This window comes from Agromyces cerinus (genome assembly GCF_016907835.1).
Classification (GTDB): domain Bacteria; phylum Actinomycetota; class Actinomycetes; order Actinomycetales; family Microbacteriaceae; genus Agromyces; species Agromyces nitratus.
The window spans coordinates 3,158,711-3,177,661 of record NZ_JAFBCT010000001.1; the positions used below are offsets into that span (position 1 = coordinate 3,158,711).

Here is an 18,951-nt window from a genome sequence, read left to right on the forward strand (position 1 = left end):
GTCAGGCGGGGATGCCGATGCGGCGCTCGCCCGCGCGCAGCTGCTGGATGATGACGGCGAGCACGAGCAGCCCGCCCTTGGCGACGTTCTGCCAGAAGCTGTTCACGCCGAGCAGCGTCATGCCGTTGGTGAGGATGCCGAGCAGGATCACCGCGAGGATGGTTCCGGCGATCGTGCCCTTGCCGCCCTTGAGGGCGGCACCGCCGAGCGCGGCCGCGGTGATCGACTCGAGTTCGAGGCCCTCCGAGCCGGAGACCGGCTGCCCCGAGCCTGTTCGCGCGGTGATCAGGATGCCGGCGACCGCCGCCACGGCACCCGTCATGATGTAGACGCCGATGATGTACCGGTTGATGTTGATGCCCGCGAGCCGGGAGGCGATGTCGTTGCCGCCGACGGCGTAGATGTTGCGGCCAACACTCGTGTAGCGGAGGAGCACATGGGCGAGCACCGCGACGATGACGAGCACCAGGATGAGGATCGGAAGCCCGATGAGCGAGCCGCGCGCCAGGAACACGAAGAACGCGTCGGCACCGGTGTAGCCCTGCGCACGTCCGTCGGACACGAGCTGTGCGATGCCCTTGTACGCCGCGAGTGTCGCGAGCGTGGCGATGACGGGATTGACGCGGCCGAACACGATGATGCAGCCGTTGACGAGACCGCAGAGGATGCCGATCGCGACCGCGCCGACGACGCCCAGTGCGGGGCCGGCGACCGAGAAGATCATCGCGGAGGTCACCGAGGTGAGGCCGGCGATGGATCCCACCGAGATGTCCAGGCCGCCCATGATGATGACCATCGTCTGCACCACCGCGAGGAGACCCGAGATCGCGATCGCGGTGCCGATGACCCGCATGTTGCCTGCGGTGAAGAACAGGGGGTTCTGCGTGCCGATGACGACCACGACGAGGGCGATGGCCATCAGCAGCGAGATGTTCTGCACGCCGACCGCGGCGAGGACGCGTCTGACGACGCCCGGCTGAGTTGCCGTCGAGGGTTGGTCGGGGACGTTGTTCCGCGGCTTCGTTGCGACGCTCATCGGGTTGCTCCTGTCTGGTGGGAGTCATCCATCGCCAGAGCGAGGATCGACTCTTCTGTTGCTTCGCTGCGCGTGAGCTGGCCGGTGATCCGGCCGCCGGCCATCACGCAGATGCGGTCGGCGAGGCCCATCACCTCGGGGAGCTCGCTCGAGACGACGAGCACGGCGACGCCGTCATGGGCGAGCCGGTCGATGATGGCGTAGATCTCCGACTTCGCACCGACGTCGACGCCTCGGGTCGGCTCGTCGAGCACGAGCAGCCTGGGCCTGGTCGCGAGCCACCTCGCGAGCACGACCTTCTGCTGGTTGCCGCCCGAGAGCTTGCCGACGAGTTGCGAGGTGCTCGGGGTTCTGATGCGCAGCCGCTCGACGTACTCGGCGGCGAGCGCGCGTTCGGAACGATCGTTGACGAAGCCCCACTTCGCGAGGCTGCGCATGACGACGAGGCTGATGTTGTCGCGAACCGAGCGCTCGAGCACGAGTGCTTCGGCCTTGCGTTCCTCGGGTGCGAAGCCGATGCCTGCGGCGATCGCGTCGGCGGGGCTGCGGAAGACGACCGGGCGGCCGTTCATCCTGATCGCGCCCTCGTCGATGCGGAAGTCGCCGACGATGGTCTTCATGAGTTCGCTGCGGCCGGCGCCGACCAGGCCGGCGATGCCGACGACTTCTCCGGCGCGGACCACGAGGTCGATGTCCGAGACGTGCTCGTTCGTGACTCCGACGAGTTCGATCACGGCAGCGCCGGGCTCGACCGGGTCGCGGTGGAAGAACTGGGAGAGATCGCGGCCGACCATCATGCGCACGAGTTCGTCGTGGTTGGTTTCTGCGGCGATCCGGGTGCCGACGAGGCCGCCGTCGCGGAGCACGGTGACGCGATCCGCGAGGCGGAAGATCTCGTTCATGCGGTGCGAGATGTAGCCGACGGCGACGCCCTCGCTGCGCAGCCGATCGATGAGACGGAACAGGATGTCGGTCTCCTCGTCGCCGAGCGACGAGGTGGGCTCATCGAAGCAGATGATCTTCGGCTCGTCGACGAGGGCGCGCATGATCTCGACCAGCTGGCGTTGGGCGGGCGAGAGCTCGCTGCCGAGCATGTGCGGCTCGATGAGCCTGCCGAAGCCGTAGTCGTCGAGCGCGCGCTGCGCCTTGGCATAGAGCGCCCGCCGGTTGAACAGCACTCCCTCGCGACCGAGCGCGCCGATGTAGATGTTCTCGGCGACCGAGACGTGCGAGAGGATCTCGGGTTCCTGCGCGATGACACGCAGCCCCGCCGCTCGTGACTGGCTCGGGTCGGTGAAGTGCACCTCCTCGCCGTCGAGTTCGAGGGTGCCGCTGTCGGGGTGGTAGTCGCCGCCCATGATCTTCAGCAGCGTGGACTTGCCGGCGCCGTTCTCGCCCATGATGGCGGTGACCTCACCGGCCCGGAGTTCGAGGTCCACATCGTGCAGGGCCCGTACCGGCCCGAAGGTCTTTCCGATCCCCCGTGCGTGCAGCATCACGCGTCCGCTCACGGTCGCGCTCCTTCCTGATCGCCGTCCTCGCCGACGGTGGAGTGGTGTGTGTCCGGGTGGGGGCGACTCGCGCCCCCACCCGGAATGGAATCAGGTGCAGACGACGCCCGCGGCCTCCCAGGTATCGGGTCCGACGATCTCGGTGTTCGCGATCGTCTTCGGCGGCAGCTCGGTGCCGTCGCGGAGGAGCGCGACCATCGAGGTGATGGCGGCCTTGCCGACCTCGACGCCCGAGATGAAGAGCGCGGACTTGTTGCCCGACTCCTGCCCGGCCGCCCAGTCCTTGCAGGTCAGGTAGGCGCCGAGGCCGACACCGGCGATGTTGGCCGGGGCCACGCCCGAGTTCTGCAGCGCGGTCACGATGCCCGTCTCGTTCTCATCGTTGCAGCCCCAGACGACCCAGTTCTTCACGCCGGCGTTCGCCGTGATGACGGCGCCCGCCTGGTCCTGCGCGTCGGTGGCCGAGTTGTCGGTGCCGATCTCGATGACCTCGGGAGCGTCGCCCGTGATGTTGTCGGCGAAGGCTGCCGAAGCCGCATCCACGCGGTCCTCGCAGACCGAGAGGTCCTGCTTCGAACCCGAGAGCACCTTCGTGTCGGCGGCGGTCCAGCCGGCCTCGGTGTAGAGGCGCGCTGCCTCTTCGCCCACGAGCGTGCCCATCGCGGTGCCGTCGAAGCCGGTGAACGGAGCCTCGGCACCCGAGGCGTCCTTGATCACGTCGTCGGCCGCCATGATCGGGATGCCGGCGGCGTTCGCGGCGTCGATGACCTGCGGGCCGATCTGCTGGTCGGGCACGACGATGACGATGCCGTCGACGCCCTGCGCGATCACGGAGTCGAGCTCGGTGATCGCCTTGTTCGAGTCCGTGCCGAGGTCGACGACCTTGATGGTCACGTCGCCGAGTTCCTCGGCGGCCGCCTTCGCGCCGTCGGCCTCGTCGATGAAGTACTGCTGGTCGCCCTGCTTCTGCAGGAAGGCGATCGTCAGCGGTCCGTCCTTCGGGCCCGACTGCTCACCCGACGCGACCTCCTGGCCCGACGAGCATGCACTGAGCGCGAGCAGCCCCACCGCGGCGATGCCTGCGACGAGGGCGAGCTTGCGCGGCCCTCGCATCTTCTTGCCGATCATCCGTGTCTCTACCTTCTCTTGGTGTCACTCGAGCGCATCGTCGCACGCGAATGGTGGCCGGTGGTGTCCCGGCCGATCTCGGTCGGGCCCTCGGTGAGTCCGATGAGACGTCTGCGGAGGTCGTCGACCTCGCGATCCCGTGCCTGTTGCACGTCGTCGTGGAAGAGCAGCATCGTCGGCAGCGACGTCGCGAAGTAGTCGATGGTCGCGGGAGTGGCTGCGAGCTCGTCGACGAATGCGGCGAAGGCCGTGATCTGCGCGTCGGCCTCCTCGTCTCGCCCGAGTGCACGGAGCGCCCGGATCGAGAACTCCGACTGCGCACTGAACGCCTGGGTGCTCATGTTGAGGAAGTCACCTGCCGAGGCGGCGGCGCGCTGCCACGCCGCCTCGGCGGCGAGTCGATCGCCGCTCAGTTCGACCGCGCAGCCGAGCAGCCAGTAGAGCTCGGCGCAGTTGGCGAGCGGATGCCGCGCCTCACCGAGCGACGCGGGGGGTTCGAGTGCACTCCGGATGAAGTCGGCTGCTGCCGGGCCGTCGAGGTCGTCGAGCGCCGCCGTGGCGAGCGTGACGTTCGTCTCGTCCCATGCCCCCAGCACCTGGCCCTCGCCACCCTCCCACGGCTGGAACCGTCGTGCGAGCAGGTGTTCGCGGGCGACGGCCGGTCGGCCGAGCCCCGTGAGCAGGCGGGCGTGCACGATGCTGAGGTCGTCGCGCTCGGCGATGAGATGCGCGTTGGCCTCGTGCAGCGCGAGGCGCTCGATCGGACTGCGGCCGACCCTGGCCAGCAGTTGATCGAGTTCGAAGAACAGCTTCGCGTCGTCGGGAGCGAGCGCCCGGGCCGCCTCGAAGTGCGACACGGCCAGATCGGGGTCGCCCAGCACGTTGAACACGGCGATGCCGAGGTTGCGGTGGGCGACGACCTGCACCCGCACCGACGCACCCGGCACGGTGCAACGCGACCAGGCGTCGATGGCGTCGAGGTGGCGGCGACGGTCGTAGTACCAGTTGCCGAGCATGAGCGAGGCCCGGTGATCCGCCGGATCGGCGTCGAGGGCGAGCCGGAGCGCAGCGACGTCGTCGAGACGCGCGGCGTACCCGTTCCGTTCGGGGTTGCCGGCGGCTGCCTGACGCGCTGCAGCAGCCTCTTCGGGCTCGCCCAGGCGATCGAGCACCGCAGCGCGGTGGTAGTCGACGAGCGCGCCCACCTGCACCTGCCCGCTCGGCGCCGACGGCGCGGCATCTCGCGCCAGGTCGAGGACGCGGAGCGCCTCGCGGTCGGCACCGACGCCCGCGTACTCCAGCGCCACATCGAGCAGCGTGGCGGCGTCTCGGGTGAGGGCTCCGCCGGCGAGGTCGCGCGCCCACTGGTCGAGCGGGTCGTCGGCGAGCAGACGCCCGAGGAGCTCGGCCGCCTCGGTCTCGCGGCCGGTTCTGCGCAGCACGAGCGCGAGCAGGGTTCGTGCCTGGCCGTGACGGGCGTCGACGGCGAGCACCTCGCGGAGGGTCGATTCGGCGGTGGCGACGTCGCCGAGGCGCACCTGCAGGCGACCGAGCGCGTAGCCTGCAGCGGGCCGCCAGGCGAAGTTCCACATGGCCTTGGTGAGGGCGAGCGCCGCTTCGGCGTTCCGCCCGCGGCGGGCGAGATTCACGCCGAGCCGGTAGTACGCCTCGCCGTCGGCGGGGTTCGACACCCACTGCGTCAGCCGGTCGATCGCGTGATGCAGGTGACGTTCGGCGCGCTCGTCGTCTCCGGTCCGTTCGTGCTCTGCGGCAAGGGCGACGTGCGACCGGGTGTGTCCGGGGTCGCGTCGCAGCGCCTCCTCCCAGTAGGGCTCGGGGCGGCGCGTCGCGTGGCGGTACTGCTCGAGGTACTGGCCGATGAGGAAGAGCTCCTCGACCGACCCGACGTCGGCCGGAGCGGGCGGCTCGACGGCCGGGCGAGGCGTCTCGACCGAGGCATCCGCCGGTCGGTGGCCGAACCGGATCAGCTCGCGGCCCTCGGCGTCGACGACGACGAGCACGAGTGCATCGGCGGCACGGACCCCGTCGAGGTCGACGGCGGCGACGAACGCGGAGCCGGGATCGACCGCCGCGCTCGTGGCGTGCACGACGGCGCCGGCGCGATCGCGGAGTTCGATGACGAGCCGCTCGTGCCTGCGGGTGGTGCCCACGCCGATCCGCACCCTGGTGCCGCCGTCCACCTCGACGACATCGAGACGCACGGCGGCCTCGACGTTCGCCTGGTGCGCGGGACCGATGGCTTGGATCGGATACCAGTACTGACTGAACGTCTTCGTCTCGCCGGGAGTGAGCCATGAGAAGTCGGGCTGGTTGTCGGTGTACGCGCCCGCCATGAGTTCGACGTAGGGGCCATCGCCGTCGGTGAGGTTGTCGTCCCAGGCCCAGCCGAACGGGGCGTCGCCCCACGTCCACTGCTTCTTGCCGGGAGCGAACCGATGGTCGGCGACATAGACGAAGCCGGCCTCCTTCGCGTGGTCGTAGCCGCCGAAGAAGTCGTCGTCGGTGCCGAGGATCATGTAGGAGGTCGGCACGGGGATGTTGCGGTACCAGTCGAGTCGGTCGCCGTCGGGGCGATCGGCGGTCACCTGGGCGGGGTAGTCGACTCCGTAGTATCGGCCGTCGACCTCGGGGTAGCTCGCGACAGCGCGCTTGGCGTGATCGGCGACGAAGTGCACGTCGGTCGGGAAGAAGGACTGGTACTCATCGTGCGCGGCCCCGGCGACGTTCGCCCACCAGAGGAACGTCTGGGTGTCGTCGGTGCGGTTCGTCAGTCGCACCCGGGCCTCGATGAGGGCGGAGTCGGGGCGCAGCCGGATGCCGTGCATGCCCTTCATCCGTGCGAACGGGTCGTGGTCGCTGCACCAGACCGTGACGGCGCCGTCGGCCTCGTGCTCGATCTCCCAGTCGGTCGGCAGGAATGTCGCCGGTCGGTGGTGCTGCGGCCAGTTGAACTCCACGCCGCCCGAGATCCAGGGCCCGGCAAGGCCGACGAGGGCCGGCTTGATGACGTTGTTGCGGTAGAAGAAGTCGTAGCCGGCCGTCTTGTCGTAGCCGATGTGGATGCGCCCGCCGAGCTCGGGCAGGATGACCAGTCGCACCCATTCGTTCTCGAGGTGGATCGCCTGCCACTCGTGCGGCACCTTCTGCTGCGAGATCTTCTCGTGGAACGGCAGCGGGTAGACCCGCCCCGACGAACCCTGGTAGACGCGGCGGTCGAGGAATGCGGGGTAGTCGGCGGGCGCTTCGGGCAGGTAGGTGTCGATGACCATCGGCTCGGCCCATGCGGCGACGGATGCCTCGGCGAGGTGTTCCGGCACGTCGGGGAGCACGATCCTCGACTCGCGTTCGTGCAGCCGGTCGCGCATCAGGGGCGCCTCGTCGTTGAGCATACGATGACGATACGCACCGTGAACGGCAGGCCTTCAGCACATTTCTGCGAAGGATCTGGACGAAACAATGATCCTGCGCCAGACTCGCGGCATGACGATCGAGGAGGGATTCCCCGGACAGCGCATGCAGGTGCTGCCTCGCCCACGCGTTCGCGAGGCGTTGCGCCTGCCCGGCGTCTCGCATCTCGTCGTGACCGATGCGGGGTACTTCCCCGATGCCCGCAATCATGGTCGGCGGCGATCGGCGCCGATCGACGAGGCGGTCGTGATGCTGTGCGTCGCCGGGCGCGGCTGGTGCGAGACGAGCGGGGGCCGGTTCAACGTGACCGCCGGCGAGGTCGTGATCCTTCCCCCGAGGCATCCGCACGCCTATGGCGCCGACAAGCGCGAGCCCTGGACCATCTGGTGGCTGCATCTGACCGGCCGCGACCTCGCCGAGTTCCTCGACGCGGCGAACGTGACCGTCGAACAACCGGTGCGCACGATCTCGGAGCGCTATCGGGTGGCCGCGCTCGTGAGCGAGGTGCTCACCTGGATGGAGCGCGACACGACCACGGCGAGCATCACGGCCGCTTCCGGTGCGGCCTGGCACCTGCTCTCGCTGCTCGTCGCCCAGCCGTCGTCGGGCGACGAGCGGAGCGACTCGATCGACGAGGCCGCGGAATACCTGCGAGCGCATGTCGGCGAGCGCGTGGAGGTGAGCCAGCTCGCGGCGGCGGCCAACCTCAGCCCGTCGCACTTCGCCGCCCTGTTCCGGCAGCGTCTCGGCATGCCCGTGCTGCGATACCAGACCCAGCTGCGCATGGCTCGGGCGCGCGAACTCCTCGACCACACGTCGTTGTCGATCGCGCAGATCTCGGAGCGCGTCGGATATGCGGACTCGTTCTATTTCGCGCGTCAGTTCCGGGCGACGCACGGCATGACGCCGAGCAGGTATCGGGAGGAGCACAAGGGCTGACGGCGCCGGCTGTCACCCTCGAGCGGATGCCTCCGCGAAGCGCTCGGCCTGCATCGCGAGGAAGTCGAGCACCTCGGGCGGCCCCTCGACGCGGTACCGCACGCCGCGCGGCATCCACATGAGCGCCATCGAGAGGTTCTCGACCGAGTCGGCCTCGATCGGCCACGCGCAGTGCCCGGCGTCGATCGCGACGACCTCGCGGCCGTACCAGCCGAGGTGCTCGACGAGCTCCGTCTGCGGCATCTCGGCGACGACCCGGGCCTTCACGCTCCGGTCGCGCCAGCGCACCGCGGCCTCGACCCGCGCCCGGGCGTCGTCATCGCTCATCGGCCGGGGCTCGAACCGCACCCGCGTCGGGAAGACATCGCTCATGCGGTCGAGCCGGAACGTGCGCCAGTCCTCGCGCTGGCGATCCCACGCGAGCAGGTACCAGCGCCGGGCGACGGGCACGAGCCGGTACGGCTCGACCACTCGGGCCGACGCCTCCCCCGCGGCATCCGTGTAGGTGAAGCGCAGCCGCTCGGAATCGCGGCAACCGAGCGCGAGCAGGCCGAGCAGTTCGGCGTCGACCTCGGGTGCCGGTCGACCGGAACGAGCCGAACCCGGTCCGACCGCGCCCACCGCCGCATGCGACTGCAGCGCCTCGATGCGACGGCGCAGGGCCGGCGGCAGCACCTGCTCGATCTTCGCGAGGGCACTGAGCGTCGTATGCTCGGCGCCCCGCAGCCCGGCGGTCGCCTGGGAGCGGAGGCCGACGGCGATCGCGACCCCCTCGTCGTCGCTGAGCAGCAGCGGCGGCAGGCCGGTGCCGGCCTCGAGGCGGTAGCCGCCGGTCGAGCCGCGCGCCGACTCGATGCCGTAGCCGAGCTCGCGAAGGCGGTCGACGTCGCGCCGCAGCGTGCGGTCGGAGACGCCGAGCCGGTCGACGAGTTCGCGCGCCGACCAGTGCCGGTGGCTCTGGAGCAGGGAGAGCAGTTCGAGGGTTCGCGAGGTCGTTGCGGCCATGCTCCAAGTTTCCCACCCATGCGGACGGAAACTGACCGGATGCCTCGGAAGACTGCAGATATGACGAACCAGATGATCTCCGCTCAGGGCCTCACGAAGACGTTCCCCGCCAAGGGGAAGGTCGTCGAGGCCGTCCGTTCCGTCGACCTCGAGGTCGACGCCGGCGAGCTCGTCGCCTTCCTCGGCCCGAACGGCGCCGGCAAGTCGACGACGCTTCGCATGCTCACCACGCTGCTGCCGCCGACGAGCGGCGAGGCGATCGTCGCCGGCTCCGACATCCGTCGCGACCCGGCCGGCGTGCGCCGCCGCATCGGCTACGTCGGGCAGGGCAACTCGGGTGGGCACACCCAGCGCGTGCGCGACGAACTGCACGCCCAGGGCGCCTTCTACGGCATGGGTCGCCGCGAGACCCGGGCCCGCGCGGCCGAGCTGATCGACTCGCTCGAGCTCGGTCAGGTCGCCGGCCGCCAGGTGCAGTCGCTCTCGGGCGGCCAGAAGCGCCGGCTCGACATCGCGCTCGGCCTCATCCACCGGCCCGAGCTGCTCTTCCTCGACGAGCCGTCGACGGGCCTCGACCCGCACAGCCGTGCGAACCTGTGGGAGCACATCGTCGAGCTCCGCCGCGAGACGGGCACGACGATCTTCCTCACGACGCACTACCTCGACGAGGCCGACCAGCTCGCCGAGCGCGTCATGGTGATGGACCACGGCCAGGTCATCGCCGACGACACGGCGTGGGCACTGAAGGAGTCGCTCGCGGGCGACCGCGTGAGCCTCACCTTCGAGACGGCGGCGGATGCCGCGGCGGCCGCCGACCGCATCGGCGGCGAGGCGTCGGGGCAGGTCGTCACGGTGACCGCCCCCGGCGGCGATCGGGCGCTGCCCCGGTACATCCGCTCGCTCGGCGACGCCGGACTCGAGGTGGTCGCGGCGACGCATCGGCAGCCGACCCTCGACGACGTGTTCCTCGCTCTCACGGGCCGCACACTCCGCGAGGAGGCCGCGCACGCCGAGGCATCCGACGCTTCCGGCGACGGCGCCGACACCACCGCCCCCGCCCACGCCGCCGCCTGACCACGCCACGACCTGAAGGAGCACCCTCATGACCACCATCGACACCACCGCCCGTCCCACGGGCTTCCTCCGCGACACCGCCTCGGTCTTCGTCCGCGAATCCCGGCCGCTCGTGCGCGACCCGTTCAGCGTGATGTTCTCGCTCGTGCAGCCGCTCGTGTTCCTCGGCCTCTTCGGCCCGCTGCTCATCGGCGCCTCCGGCGGCGACGCGGCAGGCACCCTGCAGTGGTTCGTCCCCGGCATCCTCGTGATGGTCGCGCTGTTCGGCACGGCATCGACGGGTGCGAACCTGCTCTTCGAGATGCAGACGGGCTCGCACGAGCGCACGCTCGTGGCGCCGCTCTCGCGCAGCGCCCTGCTCGTCGGCCGCGCGCTCAAGGAGGTCGTGCCGCTCGTCATCCAAGGCACGATCGTCGTGCTCGTCGCCGTGCCGTTCGGCTTCTCGCTCGACGTGCCCGGGCTCATCGCGGGCCTCGCGGTGCTCGCCGTCTTCGGCATCGGCTTCGGCGCCCTGAGCTACTCGCTCGCGCTCGCCTGCCGCAACCGCGACTGGATGTTCTGGATGGTGCACCAGACGCTGCTGTTCCCGCTCATGATCCTCTCGGGCATGCTGCTGCCGCTCGAGGACGGCCCCGCATGGATGCAGGTCGCCGCGGCGATCAACCCCTTGAGCTACCTGGTCGGCGCCGAGCGGGCGCTCCTCTCGGGCGACTTCGGCGCACCGGCGGTCGTCGGCGGCATCATCGCCGCCGCCGTGACCTGCGCGATCGGCATCGTGGTCGGCGTGCGATCGATGAAGCGCGCGGCCTGAGGTCTGCCTGACGAGGGCGAGCGGATGCCCCATCCGCTCGCCCTCGCTCGTCTACGCTCGTGGGATGCCCCACGACGTCGTGATCATCGGCGGTGGCCACAACGGCCTCACCGCAGCCGCCTACCTCGCCCGCGCCGGCAAGCGGGTGCTCGTGCTCGAGCGCAGCGACCACCTCGGCGGCGCCGCGGTCTCGGCCGACGCGTTCGAGGGCGTCGACGCGCGCCTCTCCCGCTACTCCTACCTCGTGAGCCTGCTGCCGCAGCGCATCATCGACGACCTCGGCCTCGACGTGCGGCTCGTGCGGCGCCGCTTCTCGTCGTACACGCCCGACCCCGCCGACCCCGGGCGCGGCCTGCTCATCGACAACGAGGCCCCTTCGACAGGCTCAGCAAGCATGGCGACCGCCTTCGCCCGGGTCGACGCCGAACCCGACGCCGCAGCCTGGCAGGCGTTCTACGCCGACACGGCTCGAGTGGCCGCGCGCCTCTTCCCGACGCTCACCGAGCCGCTGCCGACCCGTGACGAGGCGCGCGAGCTGATCGGCGACGAGCGGCTGTGGCGGGAGTTCGTCGAACGGCCGCTCGGCGAGGTGATCGACGCCCGCTTCACGAGCGACCTCGTGCGCGGGGTCGTCGCGACCGATGGGCTCATCGGCACCTTCACCGAGCTCGACGACCCCGCGCTCGATGCGAACCGCTGCTTCCTGTACCACGTCATCGGCGGCGGCACCGGCGACTGGGACGTGCCGGTCGGCGGCATGGGCGCCGTCACCGGCGAGCTCGCACGGGCCGCCCGCGAGGCCGGCGCCGAGCTCGTGACGGGCGCCGAGGTCGTCGCGGTCGATCCGTCGGGCGAGGTGCGCTGGCGGCGGGGCGACGAGCCGAGCGAGCGGATGTCGCACGCCGACGTGATCCTCGCGAACGTCGCCCCCGCCGTGCTCGACCGACTGCTCGAGGCGGGCACCGCTGCATCACCGGCAGCACCGGGCGGCGTGCCCTCGGTCGTGCGCGAGCGACTGCGCCACCTGCATGCTCCCGAGGGCGCGCAGGTGAAGGTGAACCTGCTGCTCACCCGGCTGCCGAAGCTCCGCGACACGTCGGTCGCTCCCGAGGCCGCGTTCGCCGGCACGTTCCACATCAACGAACTCGGGTCGCAGCTCGCGACCGCCTACGGCGAGGCCGCCCGCGGCCGCATCCCGTCGCAGCTGCCGTGCGAGATCTACTGCCACACCCTGAGCGACCCGTCGATCCTCTCCCCCGAGCTCGCGGCATCCGGCGCGCACACCCTGACCGTCTTCGGCCTGCACGCGCCGCACCGCCTGCTCGAGCGCTTCGGCAACGACGAGCTGCGGGGGCAACTGCAGGCCGCCGTGCTCGCCTCGCTGAACTCGGTGCTCGCCGAGCCGATCGAGGGCGTCATCGCAACGGATGCCTCGGGCCGCCCCTGCATCGAGACGAAGACGACCCTCGATCTCGAGGAGGCGCTCGCGATGCCCGGCGGCAACATCTTCCACGGCCCGCTGTCGTGGCCGTGGGCCGAGCCGGGCGCCGCGCTCTCGACGCCCGCCGAGCGCTGGGGCGTCGCGACCGCGCACCCGGGCATCCTGCTGTGCGGTTCGGGCGCGGTGCGCGGCGGAGCGGTGAGCGGCATCGGCGGCCACAATGCGGCGATGGCCGTGCTCGAGGCATCCGTCGCCTGACCGCCGCCGGCCATGGCCATACCCTCCGGTATGGTGACGGCATGGCGACCTCGCGCTCCGACTGGCTGAACGAAGGGCTCGACGTGCTCGCGCACGAGGGCGCCGAGGGCCTGCGCATCGATCGGCTCGCGAGCCGCCTCGGCGTCACCAAGGGCTCGTTCCACCACCACTTCGCCGGCGCCGCGGGCTACCGCACCGCACTGCTCGAGCACTACGAGCAGTCGACGTTGCATGCGCTGGACGCCGCGGTCGGCGCCCGCCGGGAGCAGGGCACTCGGGCGACGCTCGAGTGGCTCGTGGCGCTCGCGACCGACGAGCGGTCGTCGATCCGTCGCGCCGAGCTCGATCGAGCGGTGCGTGCGTGGGCGAACTCCGACCCCGAGGCACGCGCGACCCAGGCGCGCATCGACGCCCGCGTGATCGACGCGCTGCAGGAGGCCTGGCGGCCGGCGAGCGGATCGGATGCCGCGGCGCGCACGGCTGCCCTCGTGCCCTACCTCGTCTCGCTCGGAGCGGCGGTCACCGTGCCGCCGATCTCCGCGGCGGAGTTGCGAGAGGTCTACGTGCTGCTGCTCGAGGCGGTTCCCGGGGCCTCCGGCGCTTGAGCCACCACCGCACTCAGAGTACGAAGCAGAACAGCCCCACGGCGACGCAGATGACGAGCATGCCCGTGGCATTCACGAAGAGGTTGCGCCCGAAGTCGCGGGCGGCGATGTGCATGCCGATCGCGACCAGGAAGTAGGCGACGAGTGCGACGCAGGTGACGAGCCCGAGCCACGGCACCCAGATGCCGAGGATGAGCCCGCCTGCCGCTGCGAACTTGATGGGCGCGAGCACCCACCACCATCGGCGCGGGAAGCGCACGTCGTCGAAGCACTTGGCGATGAACGGCAGCGGGATCGCGCTCATCACGCCGTCGGCGAGTTGGATGAGCGCCAGGACCACCACCGGCCAGACGGGGTCGGGGAGGGATTCCATGCGCCATACCATACCGTATGGTATGGCGCGCCGCAGCCCCACTCGCCGGATCGGTCGGCCGGTTCAGGCGAGCGGGTCACACGAGCGGATCAGCCGAGCAGCACCCAGCCGACGCCGACGACCAGGGCGACGATGCCGAGCACGAGGCTCGGAACGAAGGCCTCCTTGCGCTTCACGTGCAGCGCGACGGCGAAGACCATCGTGATCGCGAGGGCGAAGGCCGCCACGGGCGTGAGCCACGGCAGGATGCCGGTCGCGGCGGGCAGCACGAGACCGATCGCGCCGAGCACCTCGAGCAGGCCAATCGTCTTGAGTTGGCCGGCGCTCACGTCTTCGGCCCACGGCATGTTCGCGAGCACGGCCTCGCGCGACTTGGTGGCCTTCATGGTGCCGGCCATGCCGAACAGGAGGGCGAGCAGCCCGGTGACGATCCACAGTGCGATGAGCAATTGTTCTCCCAAGTCTTAGTTACTGTCAGTGCGTAACGCACGAACGGTGACTCTAACTCATGGAGGCAGCGCACTTCACCGTGCGTTACGCACCACGAGGTGCGTAACGCCGTTGCGGGTGAATGAGTCGAGCCTGTCGAAACCGGGTTTCGACAGGCTCGACCAGCAGAGAGTTCGCCGGAGTCCTAGAAGACGAAGACCTGGCCGAGCACCATGATCGCGATCACGAAGAGCACGATGATCGCGCCGACGATCGCCAGCGACTTCACCGAGAGCTTCGCGACGCCGTAGCCGACGAGGAACGGCAGCGCGAACAGGAAGATCGTCACGGTCCACCAGAAGAACTGGTAGCCGCCCTGAGTCGCGTCGGAGAGCCGACCGGCGAAGAGCTGCTGGGAGTGCGGGGTCGTCGCGAACGTGAACGCGGCCGAGAGCGGAATGGCGATGAGCGCGAATACGATCAGGCCGGCGAGGGCACCCCAGAGCCCGGACTTGTTGTTCTCGGGGTCGATGTTGAGCGCGTGCTCCTCATGCGCCGACTGCCCGCCCGTTGACGTCTTCACGCCCGATGACGCCTGTCCACTCGACGCGCGCTTGCGTCCACCACTCGATCCCATGGCCACACTCTAGTGGGCGGTGGCCCACTCTGGCGGTTGACGCGCAGCGGGATTAGCCTGAGGGAACCAGCGAACGGGGGCCGAAGATGACCGCGAGACCGACCGGACACTACGTGCTGAAGGACGACGGCCTGTACCTGCAGTTCGATCGCCTCTTCTACGCCCCCATCGAGGACGTCTGGTTCAGCCTCACGAATCCGAATGCCATGCGCGCCTGGATCGGCACCTACACCGGCAGCCCGGCGACGGGCGGTGTGCGGTTCCGCATGGAAGCCGAGGGCGAGGGCGAGTGGCAGAACGTCACGATCCTCGAGTGCGCGGCGCCGCACCGGTTCACCGCCGACTCGGGCTCGGGCCCGACCGGCATCCGTCTCTTCTGCCACCTGGTGGAGGGCGGCGGCATGACGACGCTCACGCTCGGCCAGCGGCTCCACGACCCGTCCGAGTCGGCCGACATGGGGCCCGGCTGGGACTACTACCTCGACCGCCTCGCGGCCGCGCGCGCCGGCACGCCGCAACCCGCGTGGGAGACCTACTTCCCGGCGTTCTCCCGGCACTACCGGGAGCTCGACGTCCCGACCACTGCGAGCCGCTGACGGCCCGGAAGGCCTGCCCGGCGCGCTCCTCCTGCACCGCGACCGCCCAGCCCTAGACTGACGCCGTGAAGAGCATCGAGCGTCAAGCCCGCGAGAACACGGAACCGTCCGGCTGGCGTGCACGCCACGCGAACCTGATGGCCGACAAGCCGTTCCAGTGGGCGTTCGTCGCGACCCTCGGCGTCGTGGTCGCGCTCGGCATCGCGGCGGCGTTCGCGAGCATCTCGAGCGTCGTCTTCTCGGTGCTCGCCGCCGCGTTCATCACGCTCGGACTCGACCCGCTCGTGCGCTGGTTCGAGCGCCGGGGACTGAAGCGCGGCGCCGCCATCGTGACGGTCATCATCCTGTTCATCCTCGTGATCGCCGGAATGCTCTGGCTCGTGCTCCCCATCGTCATCACCCAGGCGAGCGCGTTCATCAACAGCCTTCCCACCATGTACAAGAACCTGCAGACGCAGGACTGGTTCCAGGACGTGCAGGCAGGCTCGGGCGGGGTGCTCGGTTCGGTCTACAAGTGGGTCGTCGACACCATCAGCGACCCGAACTTCTGGGCGACCATCGGCGGCGGCGCCCTGAACGTCGGCTTCGCGATCCTCGGCGGCCTCTCGAGCGCGTTCTTCATCTTCATCCTGACGATCTACTTCACCGCGACCCTCGACTCCTCGAAGCGGGCGATCTACACGCTCATCTCGGCGTCGCACCGCGAGCGCGTCGTCGGCTACGCCGAGCGCATCATGCAGAACGTCGGCCGCTACCTCAGCGGCATGGTGGTGCTCGCGTTCTTCAACGCGGTCTACAGCTTCATCCTGCTGCTGCTCGTCGGGGTGCCGTTCGCACTCGTCATCGCGGTCGCCGCGTTCTTCATCACGCTCATCCCGCTCATCGGCACGGTGCTCACCACCGCGGTCATGACGGTGATCGCCTTGTTCGTCTCGCCGGTGGCCGCGCTCATCGTGCTCGTCTTCATGCTCATCTACATGCAGGTCGAGGCCTACATCCTCACACCGAAGGTCATGAGCAAGGCCGTGCAGGTGCCCGGCTCGATCGTGCTGATCGCGGCCCTCGCCGGCGGCACGCTCGGTGGACTGCCGGGCGCGCTCGTCGCGATCCCCGTCGCCGCCGGCATCCTGCTCATCATCAAGGAGGTCGTGGTGCCGAGGAAGGCGCTGAGCTAGCCGCAGCGCCTCGTCAGTTCCAGACCGACGGGGCCGCCGCACGAGTGGCGGGCAGCGCGACATCCGCGCCCCACCGCTCCATCCAGTCGGGGATCTCGTCGGCGCCCGAGACGCCGAGCACCTCGACGATCTCGGACATCGGCACCGTGCCGCCGCCCTTCTTGAGGAAGCGCGCGCGGATGAAGCCCTGCGCGTAGATCTCGGGTTCGCCACCGGCAGTGCTCCCCGAGCCTGTCGAAGGGCGCACGTAGCGGTGCTCCACGTAGACGGCCTTGTCGTCGTAGCCGACGAGGCACGACTCGATCGTGAAGCGATCCCAGAGCTGCAGCGACTTGCGGAACGTGACCGTCTCACTCGCGACGACGGGGTACCAGTTCTTCTCGCGCATCGTCGCCCAGACGCCGTTGCGCACGAGCATGTCGAAGCGCGCGACATCCATGATCGAGAAGTAGACGCCGTTGTTCATGTGCCGGTTGATGTCGAGATCGGTCGGCAGCGTGATGAAGTTCGTGCGTGCGACGTCCCAGTGGCCGAGATCGGGCTTGCGGCGCGAGAGGAACAGCACGTGGAGCAGCGTGCGGAAGAACATGTGCATGATCCACGACTGTATGACGGATTCGTGGTGGATCATCCAACATTGGCGGAAGCCACAGTCACGGGAACGGATGCCGCGGCTCTCGTTGTGCGAGCCCGCGATGACTACCCGAGAGCGGTCGGCAACCGGTAGCGCAGGTGCGTCGCCCGTGCTCCTTGAATCGCGGAGACCGGCTCGAGCTCCACTCGATTCGGAGCCGATTCGGGAAAGAGCCGGTCGCCGCCGCCGAGGAGCACCGGCACGATGTGGAGCAGCGCCTCGTCGACGAGTCCGAGGGCGAGCGCCTGCCTCGCGACATCCGCACCGCCGATGACGCAGACGGATGCCGCACTCGCGGCCGCACTGGCACGGGCGATCGCTTCGGCGACCCCGCCCGTGACGAACTCGTAGCGCGAGCCTCCGCGCACGTACGACTCGTGAGGTCGACTCGTCACGACGAAGCACGGGCGCCCCTGGAACACCGGTTCGTCGCCCCAGACGGCCTCCCGGACATCGAGCGTGCGGCGGCCGAGCACGAATGCGCCGGTCGACTCGTAGAGTTGCGCGATGGCGTCGCGATCGACCTGTTCGCCGGTGTCGTCGACGACGCCGTCGCGGTCGTCGTCACCGGGCGGCGAACCGGTGAACACCGAGTCGCGCATCCACGAGTGCATGCGCTCCCCGTCGAGCCCGAACGGATGCTCGAGGCTCACGCCCACCGCCGCGGTGAATCCGTCGACGGTCATCGTCATCTCGAGGAAGACATGGGTCATCGGGTCACCCCTTGACGGGCACGTGACGCTCGTCGACGCCGTTGTAGACCGACAGCGGGCGGATGAGCGCGTTCGACGCCGCCTGCTCCATGATGTGCGCCGTCCAACCGGTGATGCGGCTCGCGACGAACAGCGGCGTGAACGTCAGGGTGTCGAAGCCCATCAGGTGGTAGGCGGGGCCCGCCGGGTAGTCGAGGTTCGGCCTGATGCCCTTGCGCTCGGCCATCGCCTGCTCGAGGCCGACGTACAGCTCGAGCAGGTCGGGCCGGTCGTAGTACTCGACCATGCGCTCCATCGCGTCGCGCATCGTGGGCACCCGGGAGTCGCCGTTCTTGTAGACGCGGTGCCCGAAGCCCATGATCTTGCGCTTCTCGGCGAGCGCCGTGTCGAGCCAGGCCGCAGCGCGCTCGGCGCCGCCGGGGCCCGCGCCGATCTCGTCGAAGGCGTGCATGACCGCCTCGTTCGCGCCGCCGTGCAGCGGACCCTTGAGTGCGCCGATCGCCCCGGTGACCGCCGAGTAGAGGTCGGCGAGCGTCGAGGTGATGACCCGCGCGGTGAACGTCGAGGCGTTGAACGAGTGCTCGGCGTAGAGGATCATCGACACGTCGAAGGCGCTCACGACCGGCAGCTCGGGCAGGTCGCCGAACGTCTGCCAGAGGAAGTTCGCCGAGAAGCCGAGGTCTCCCCGCGGCTCGACGAACTCGAGTTCGTGCCGGCGCCGCTGGTCGTAGGAGACGATCGACGGGAGCTTCGCGAGCAGCCGGATCGACTTGTCGAGGTTCGCCTCGACGCTGTCGTCGGGGGTTGCCGGGTCGCTCGCGCCGATGACCGACACGGCGGTGCGCACGACGTCCATCGGGTGGGCGGTGAGCGGCAGCTCATCGATGATGCGCTTGACCTCGTGGTCGAGGCCGCGGAACGAGCGCTCGCGCTCCTCGAACTCCGCCAGCTGCCCGTCACCCGGCAGCTCGCCGTACCAGAGCAGGTACGCGACCTCCTCGAACGTCGCGGAGGCCGCGAGCTCCTGCACCGGGTAGCCGCGGTAGAGCAGCGAGTTCGACTCGGGGTTCACCTTCGAGATCGCGGTGTAATCGACCGGTACGCCGGCCAGACCCTTGTAGATCTCCTGCTCAGCCAATGTGTGCTCCCTTGCGTTG

General features: G+C 69.7%; 18 protein-coding genes. 7 read left to right on the forward strand and 11 right to left on the reverse strand.

The features are described 5' to 3' along the window. Position 1 precedes the first annotated feature (1 nt). From JOE59_RS14700 to JOE59_RS14715, 4 genes are all read right to left on the reverse strand, one after another. The gene (locus JOE59_RS14700) at positions 2–1,036 is read right to left on the reverse strand and encodes an ABC transporter permease (RefSeq protein WP_204461609.1); all 1,035 of its coding nucleotides are present in this window, start codon (positions 1,034–1,036) and stop codon (positions 2–4) included. Further along, positions 1,033–2,547, reverse strand: a complete 1,515-nt coding sequence (locus JOE59_RS14705) for a sugar ABC transporter ATP-binding protein (RefSeq protein WP_204461611.1) — start codon at positions 2,545–2,547, stop codon at positions 1,033–1,035. Before JOE59_RS14705 ends, JOE59_RS14700 begins: the two co-directional genes overlap by 4 nt. A gap of 90 nt (positions 2,548–2,637) precedes the next feature. Next, positions 2,638–3,675: a substrate-binding domain-containing protein gene (locus JOE59_RS14710; RefSeq protein WP_204461613.1), complete on the reverse strand. Its 1,038-nt coding sequence runs from the start codon at positions 3,673–3,675 to the stop codon at positions 2,638–2,640. Positions 3,676–3,683: 8 nt separating this feature from the next. After that, positions 3,684–7,085 carry a DUF5107 domain-containing protein gene (locus JOE59_RS14715; RefSeq protein WP_204461615.1) on the reverse strand — a complete coding sequence of 1,134 codons (3,402 nt, stop codon included), beginning with the start codon at positions 7,083–7,085 and terminating at the stop codon, positions 3,684–3,686. Between the two features lie 91 nt (positions 7,086–7,176). On the opposite strand from JOE59_RS14715, the gene JOE59_RS14720 reads away from it, so the two are divergent. Next, positions 7,177–8,043, forward strand: coding sequence for an AraC family transcriptional regulator (locus tag JOE59_RS14720; protein ID WP_204461617.1), 867 nt, complete (start codon positions 7,177–7,179; stop codon positions 8,041–8,043). Between the two features lie 12 nt (positions 8,044–8,055). On the opposite strand, the gene JOE59_RS14725 is transcribed toward JOE59_RS14720, so the two are convergent. Next, positions 8,056–9,048, reverse strand: coding sequence for a helix-turn-helix transcriptional regulator (locus JOE59_RS14725; RefSeq protein ID WP_204461618.1), 993 nt, complete (start codon positions 9,046–9,048; stop codon positions 8,056–8,058). Positions 9,049–9,108: 60 nt separating this feature from the next. Here JOE59_RS14725 and JOE59_RS14730 point away from each other — a divergent pair, with 60 nt between their 5' ends. The 4 genes from JOE59_RS14730 (at position 9,109) to JOE59_RS14745 (ending at position 13,237) form a co-directional block, all read left to right on the forward strand. After that, positions 9,109–10,122 carry an ATP-binding cassette domain-containing protein gene (locus JOE59_RS14730; RefSeq protein ID WP_204461619.1) on the forward strand — a complete coding sequence of 338 codons (1,014 nt, stop codon included), beginning with the start codon at positions 9,109–9,111 and terminating at the stop codon, positions 10,120–10,122. Positions 10,123–10,150: 28 nt separating this feature from the next. Continuing rightward, positions 10,151–10,933 (forward strand): ABC transporter permease, encoded by a 783-nt coding sequence (locus JOE59_RS14735; protein WP_204461620.1) that lies wholly within the window; start codon positions 10,151–10,153, stop codon positions 10,931–10,933. 64 nt (positions 10,934–10,997) lie between these two features. Then, positions 10,998–12,632, forward strand: a complete 1,635-nt coding sequence (locus JOE59_RS14740; RefSeq protein ID WP_204461621.1) for a phytoene desaturase family protein — start codon at positions 10,998–11,000, stop codon at positions 12,630–12,632. 41 nt (positions 12,633–12,673) lie between these two features. Continuing rightward, positions 12,674–13,237, forward strand: coding sequence for a TetR family transcriptional regulator (locus JOE59_RS14745; protein ID WP_204461622.1), 564 nt, complete (start codon positions 12,674–12,676; stop codon positions 13,235–13,237). 13 nt (positions 13,238–13,250) lie between these two features. Here JOE59_RS14745 and JOE59_RS14750 read toward each other — a convergent pair whose 3' ends face one another. The 3 genes from JOE59_RS14750 to JOE59_RS14760 all read right to left on the reverse strand — a co-directional run bounded on the left by JOE59_RS14750 (position 13,251) and on the right by JOE59_RS14760 (position 14,622). Next, positions 13,251–13,610 (reverse strand): DoxX family protein, encoded by a 360-nt coding sequence (locus tag JOE59_RS14750; protein WP_204461623.1) that lies wholly within the window; start codon positions 13,608–13,610, stop codon positions 13,251–13,253. Positions 13,611–13,699: 89 nt separating this feature from the next. Further along, a complete protein-coding gene (locus tag JOE59_RS14755) occupies positions 13,700–14,059 on the reverse strand; it encodes a DoxX family protein (protein WP_204461624.1) in 360 nt (119 codons plus the stop codon). A gap of 185 nt (positions 14,060–14,244) precedes the next feature. Further along, entirely contained in the window at positions 14,245–14,622 is a 378-nt protein-coding gene (locus JOE59_RS14760; protein WP_239560280.1) for a hypothetical protein, read from the reverse strand. Positions 14,623–14,762: 140 nt separating this feature from the next. Between JOE59_RS14760 and JOE59_RS14765 the strand changes: the two genes are divergently transcribed. Together JOE59_RS14765 and JOE59_RS14770 are read left to right on the forward strand one after the other, a co-directional pair. Continuing rightward, entirely contained in the window at positions 14,763–15,272 is a 510-nt protein-coding gene (locus JOE59_RS14765; RefSeq protein ID WP_179551805.1) for an SRPBCC domain-containing protein, read from the forward strand. Positions 15,273–15,337: 65 nt separating this feature from the next. Continuing rightward, the gene (locus tag JOE59_RS14770; RefSeq protein WP_204461626.1) at positions 15,338–16,447 is read left to right on the forward strand and encodes an AI-2E family transporter; all 1,110 of its coding nucleotides are present in this window, start codon (positions 15,338–15,340) and stop codon (positions 16,445–16,447) included. Between the two features lie 13 nt (positions 16,448–16,460). Here JOE59_RS14770 and JOE59_RS14775 read toward each other — a convergent pair whose 3' ends face one another. The 3 genes from JOE59_RS14775 to JOE59_RS14785 all read right to left on the reverse strand — a co-directional run bounded on the left by JOE59_RS14775 (position 16,461) and on the right by JOE59_RS14785 (position 18,932). Beyond that, on the reverse strand, positions 16,461–17,042 hold the full coding sequence (locus JOE59_RS14775; protein WP_204461628.1) for a thioesterase family protein: 582 nt from the start codon (positions 17,040–17,042) through the stop codon (positions 16,461–16,463). A 104-nt stretch (positions 17,043–17,146) separates the two neighbouring features. Continuing rightward, the gene (locus JOE59_RS14780; protein WP_204461629.1) at positions 17,147–17,794 is read right to left on the reverse strand and encodes a dihydrofolate reductase family protein; all 648 of its coding nucleotides are present in this window, start codon (positions 17,792–17,794) and stop codon (positions 17,147–17,149) included. 4 nt (positions 17,795–17,798) lie between these two features. Next, on the reverse strand, positions 17,799–18,932 hold the full coding sequence (locus JOE59_RS14785) for a bifunctional 2-methylcitrate synthase/citrate synthase (RefSeq protein ID WP_204461631.1): 1,134 nt from the start codon (positions 18,930–18,932) through the stop codon (positions 17,799–17,801). Between the last annotated feature and the right edge of the window lie 19 nt (positions 18,933–18,951).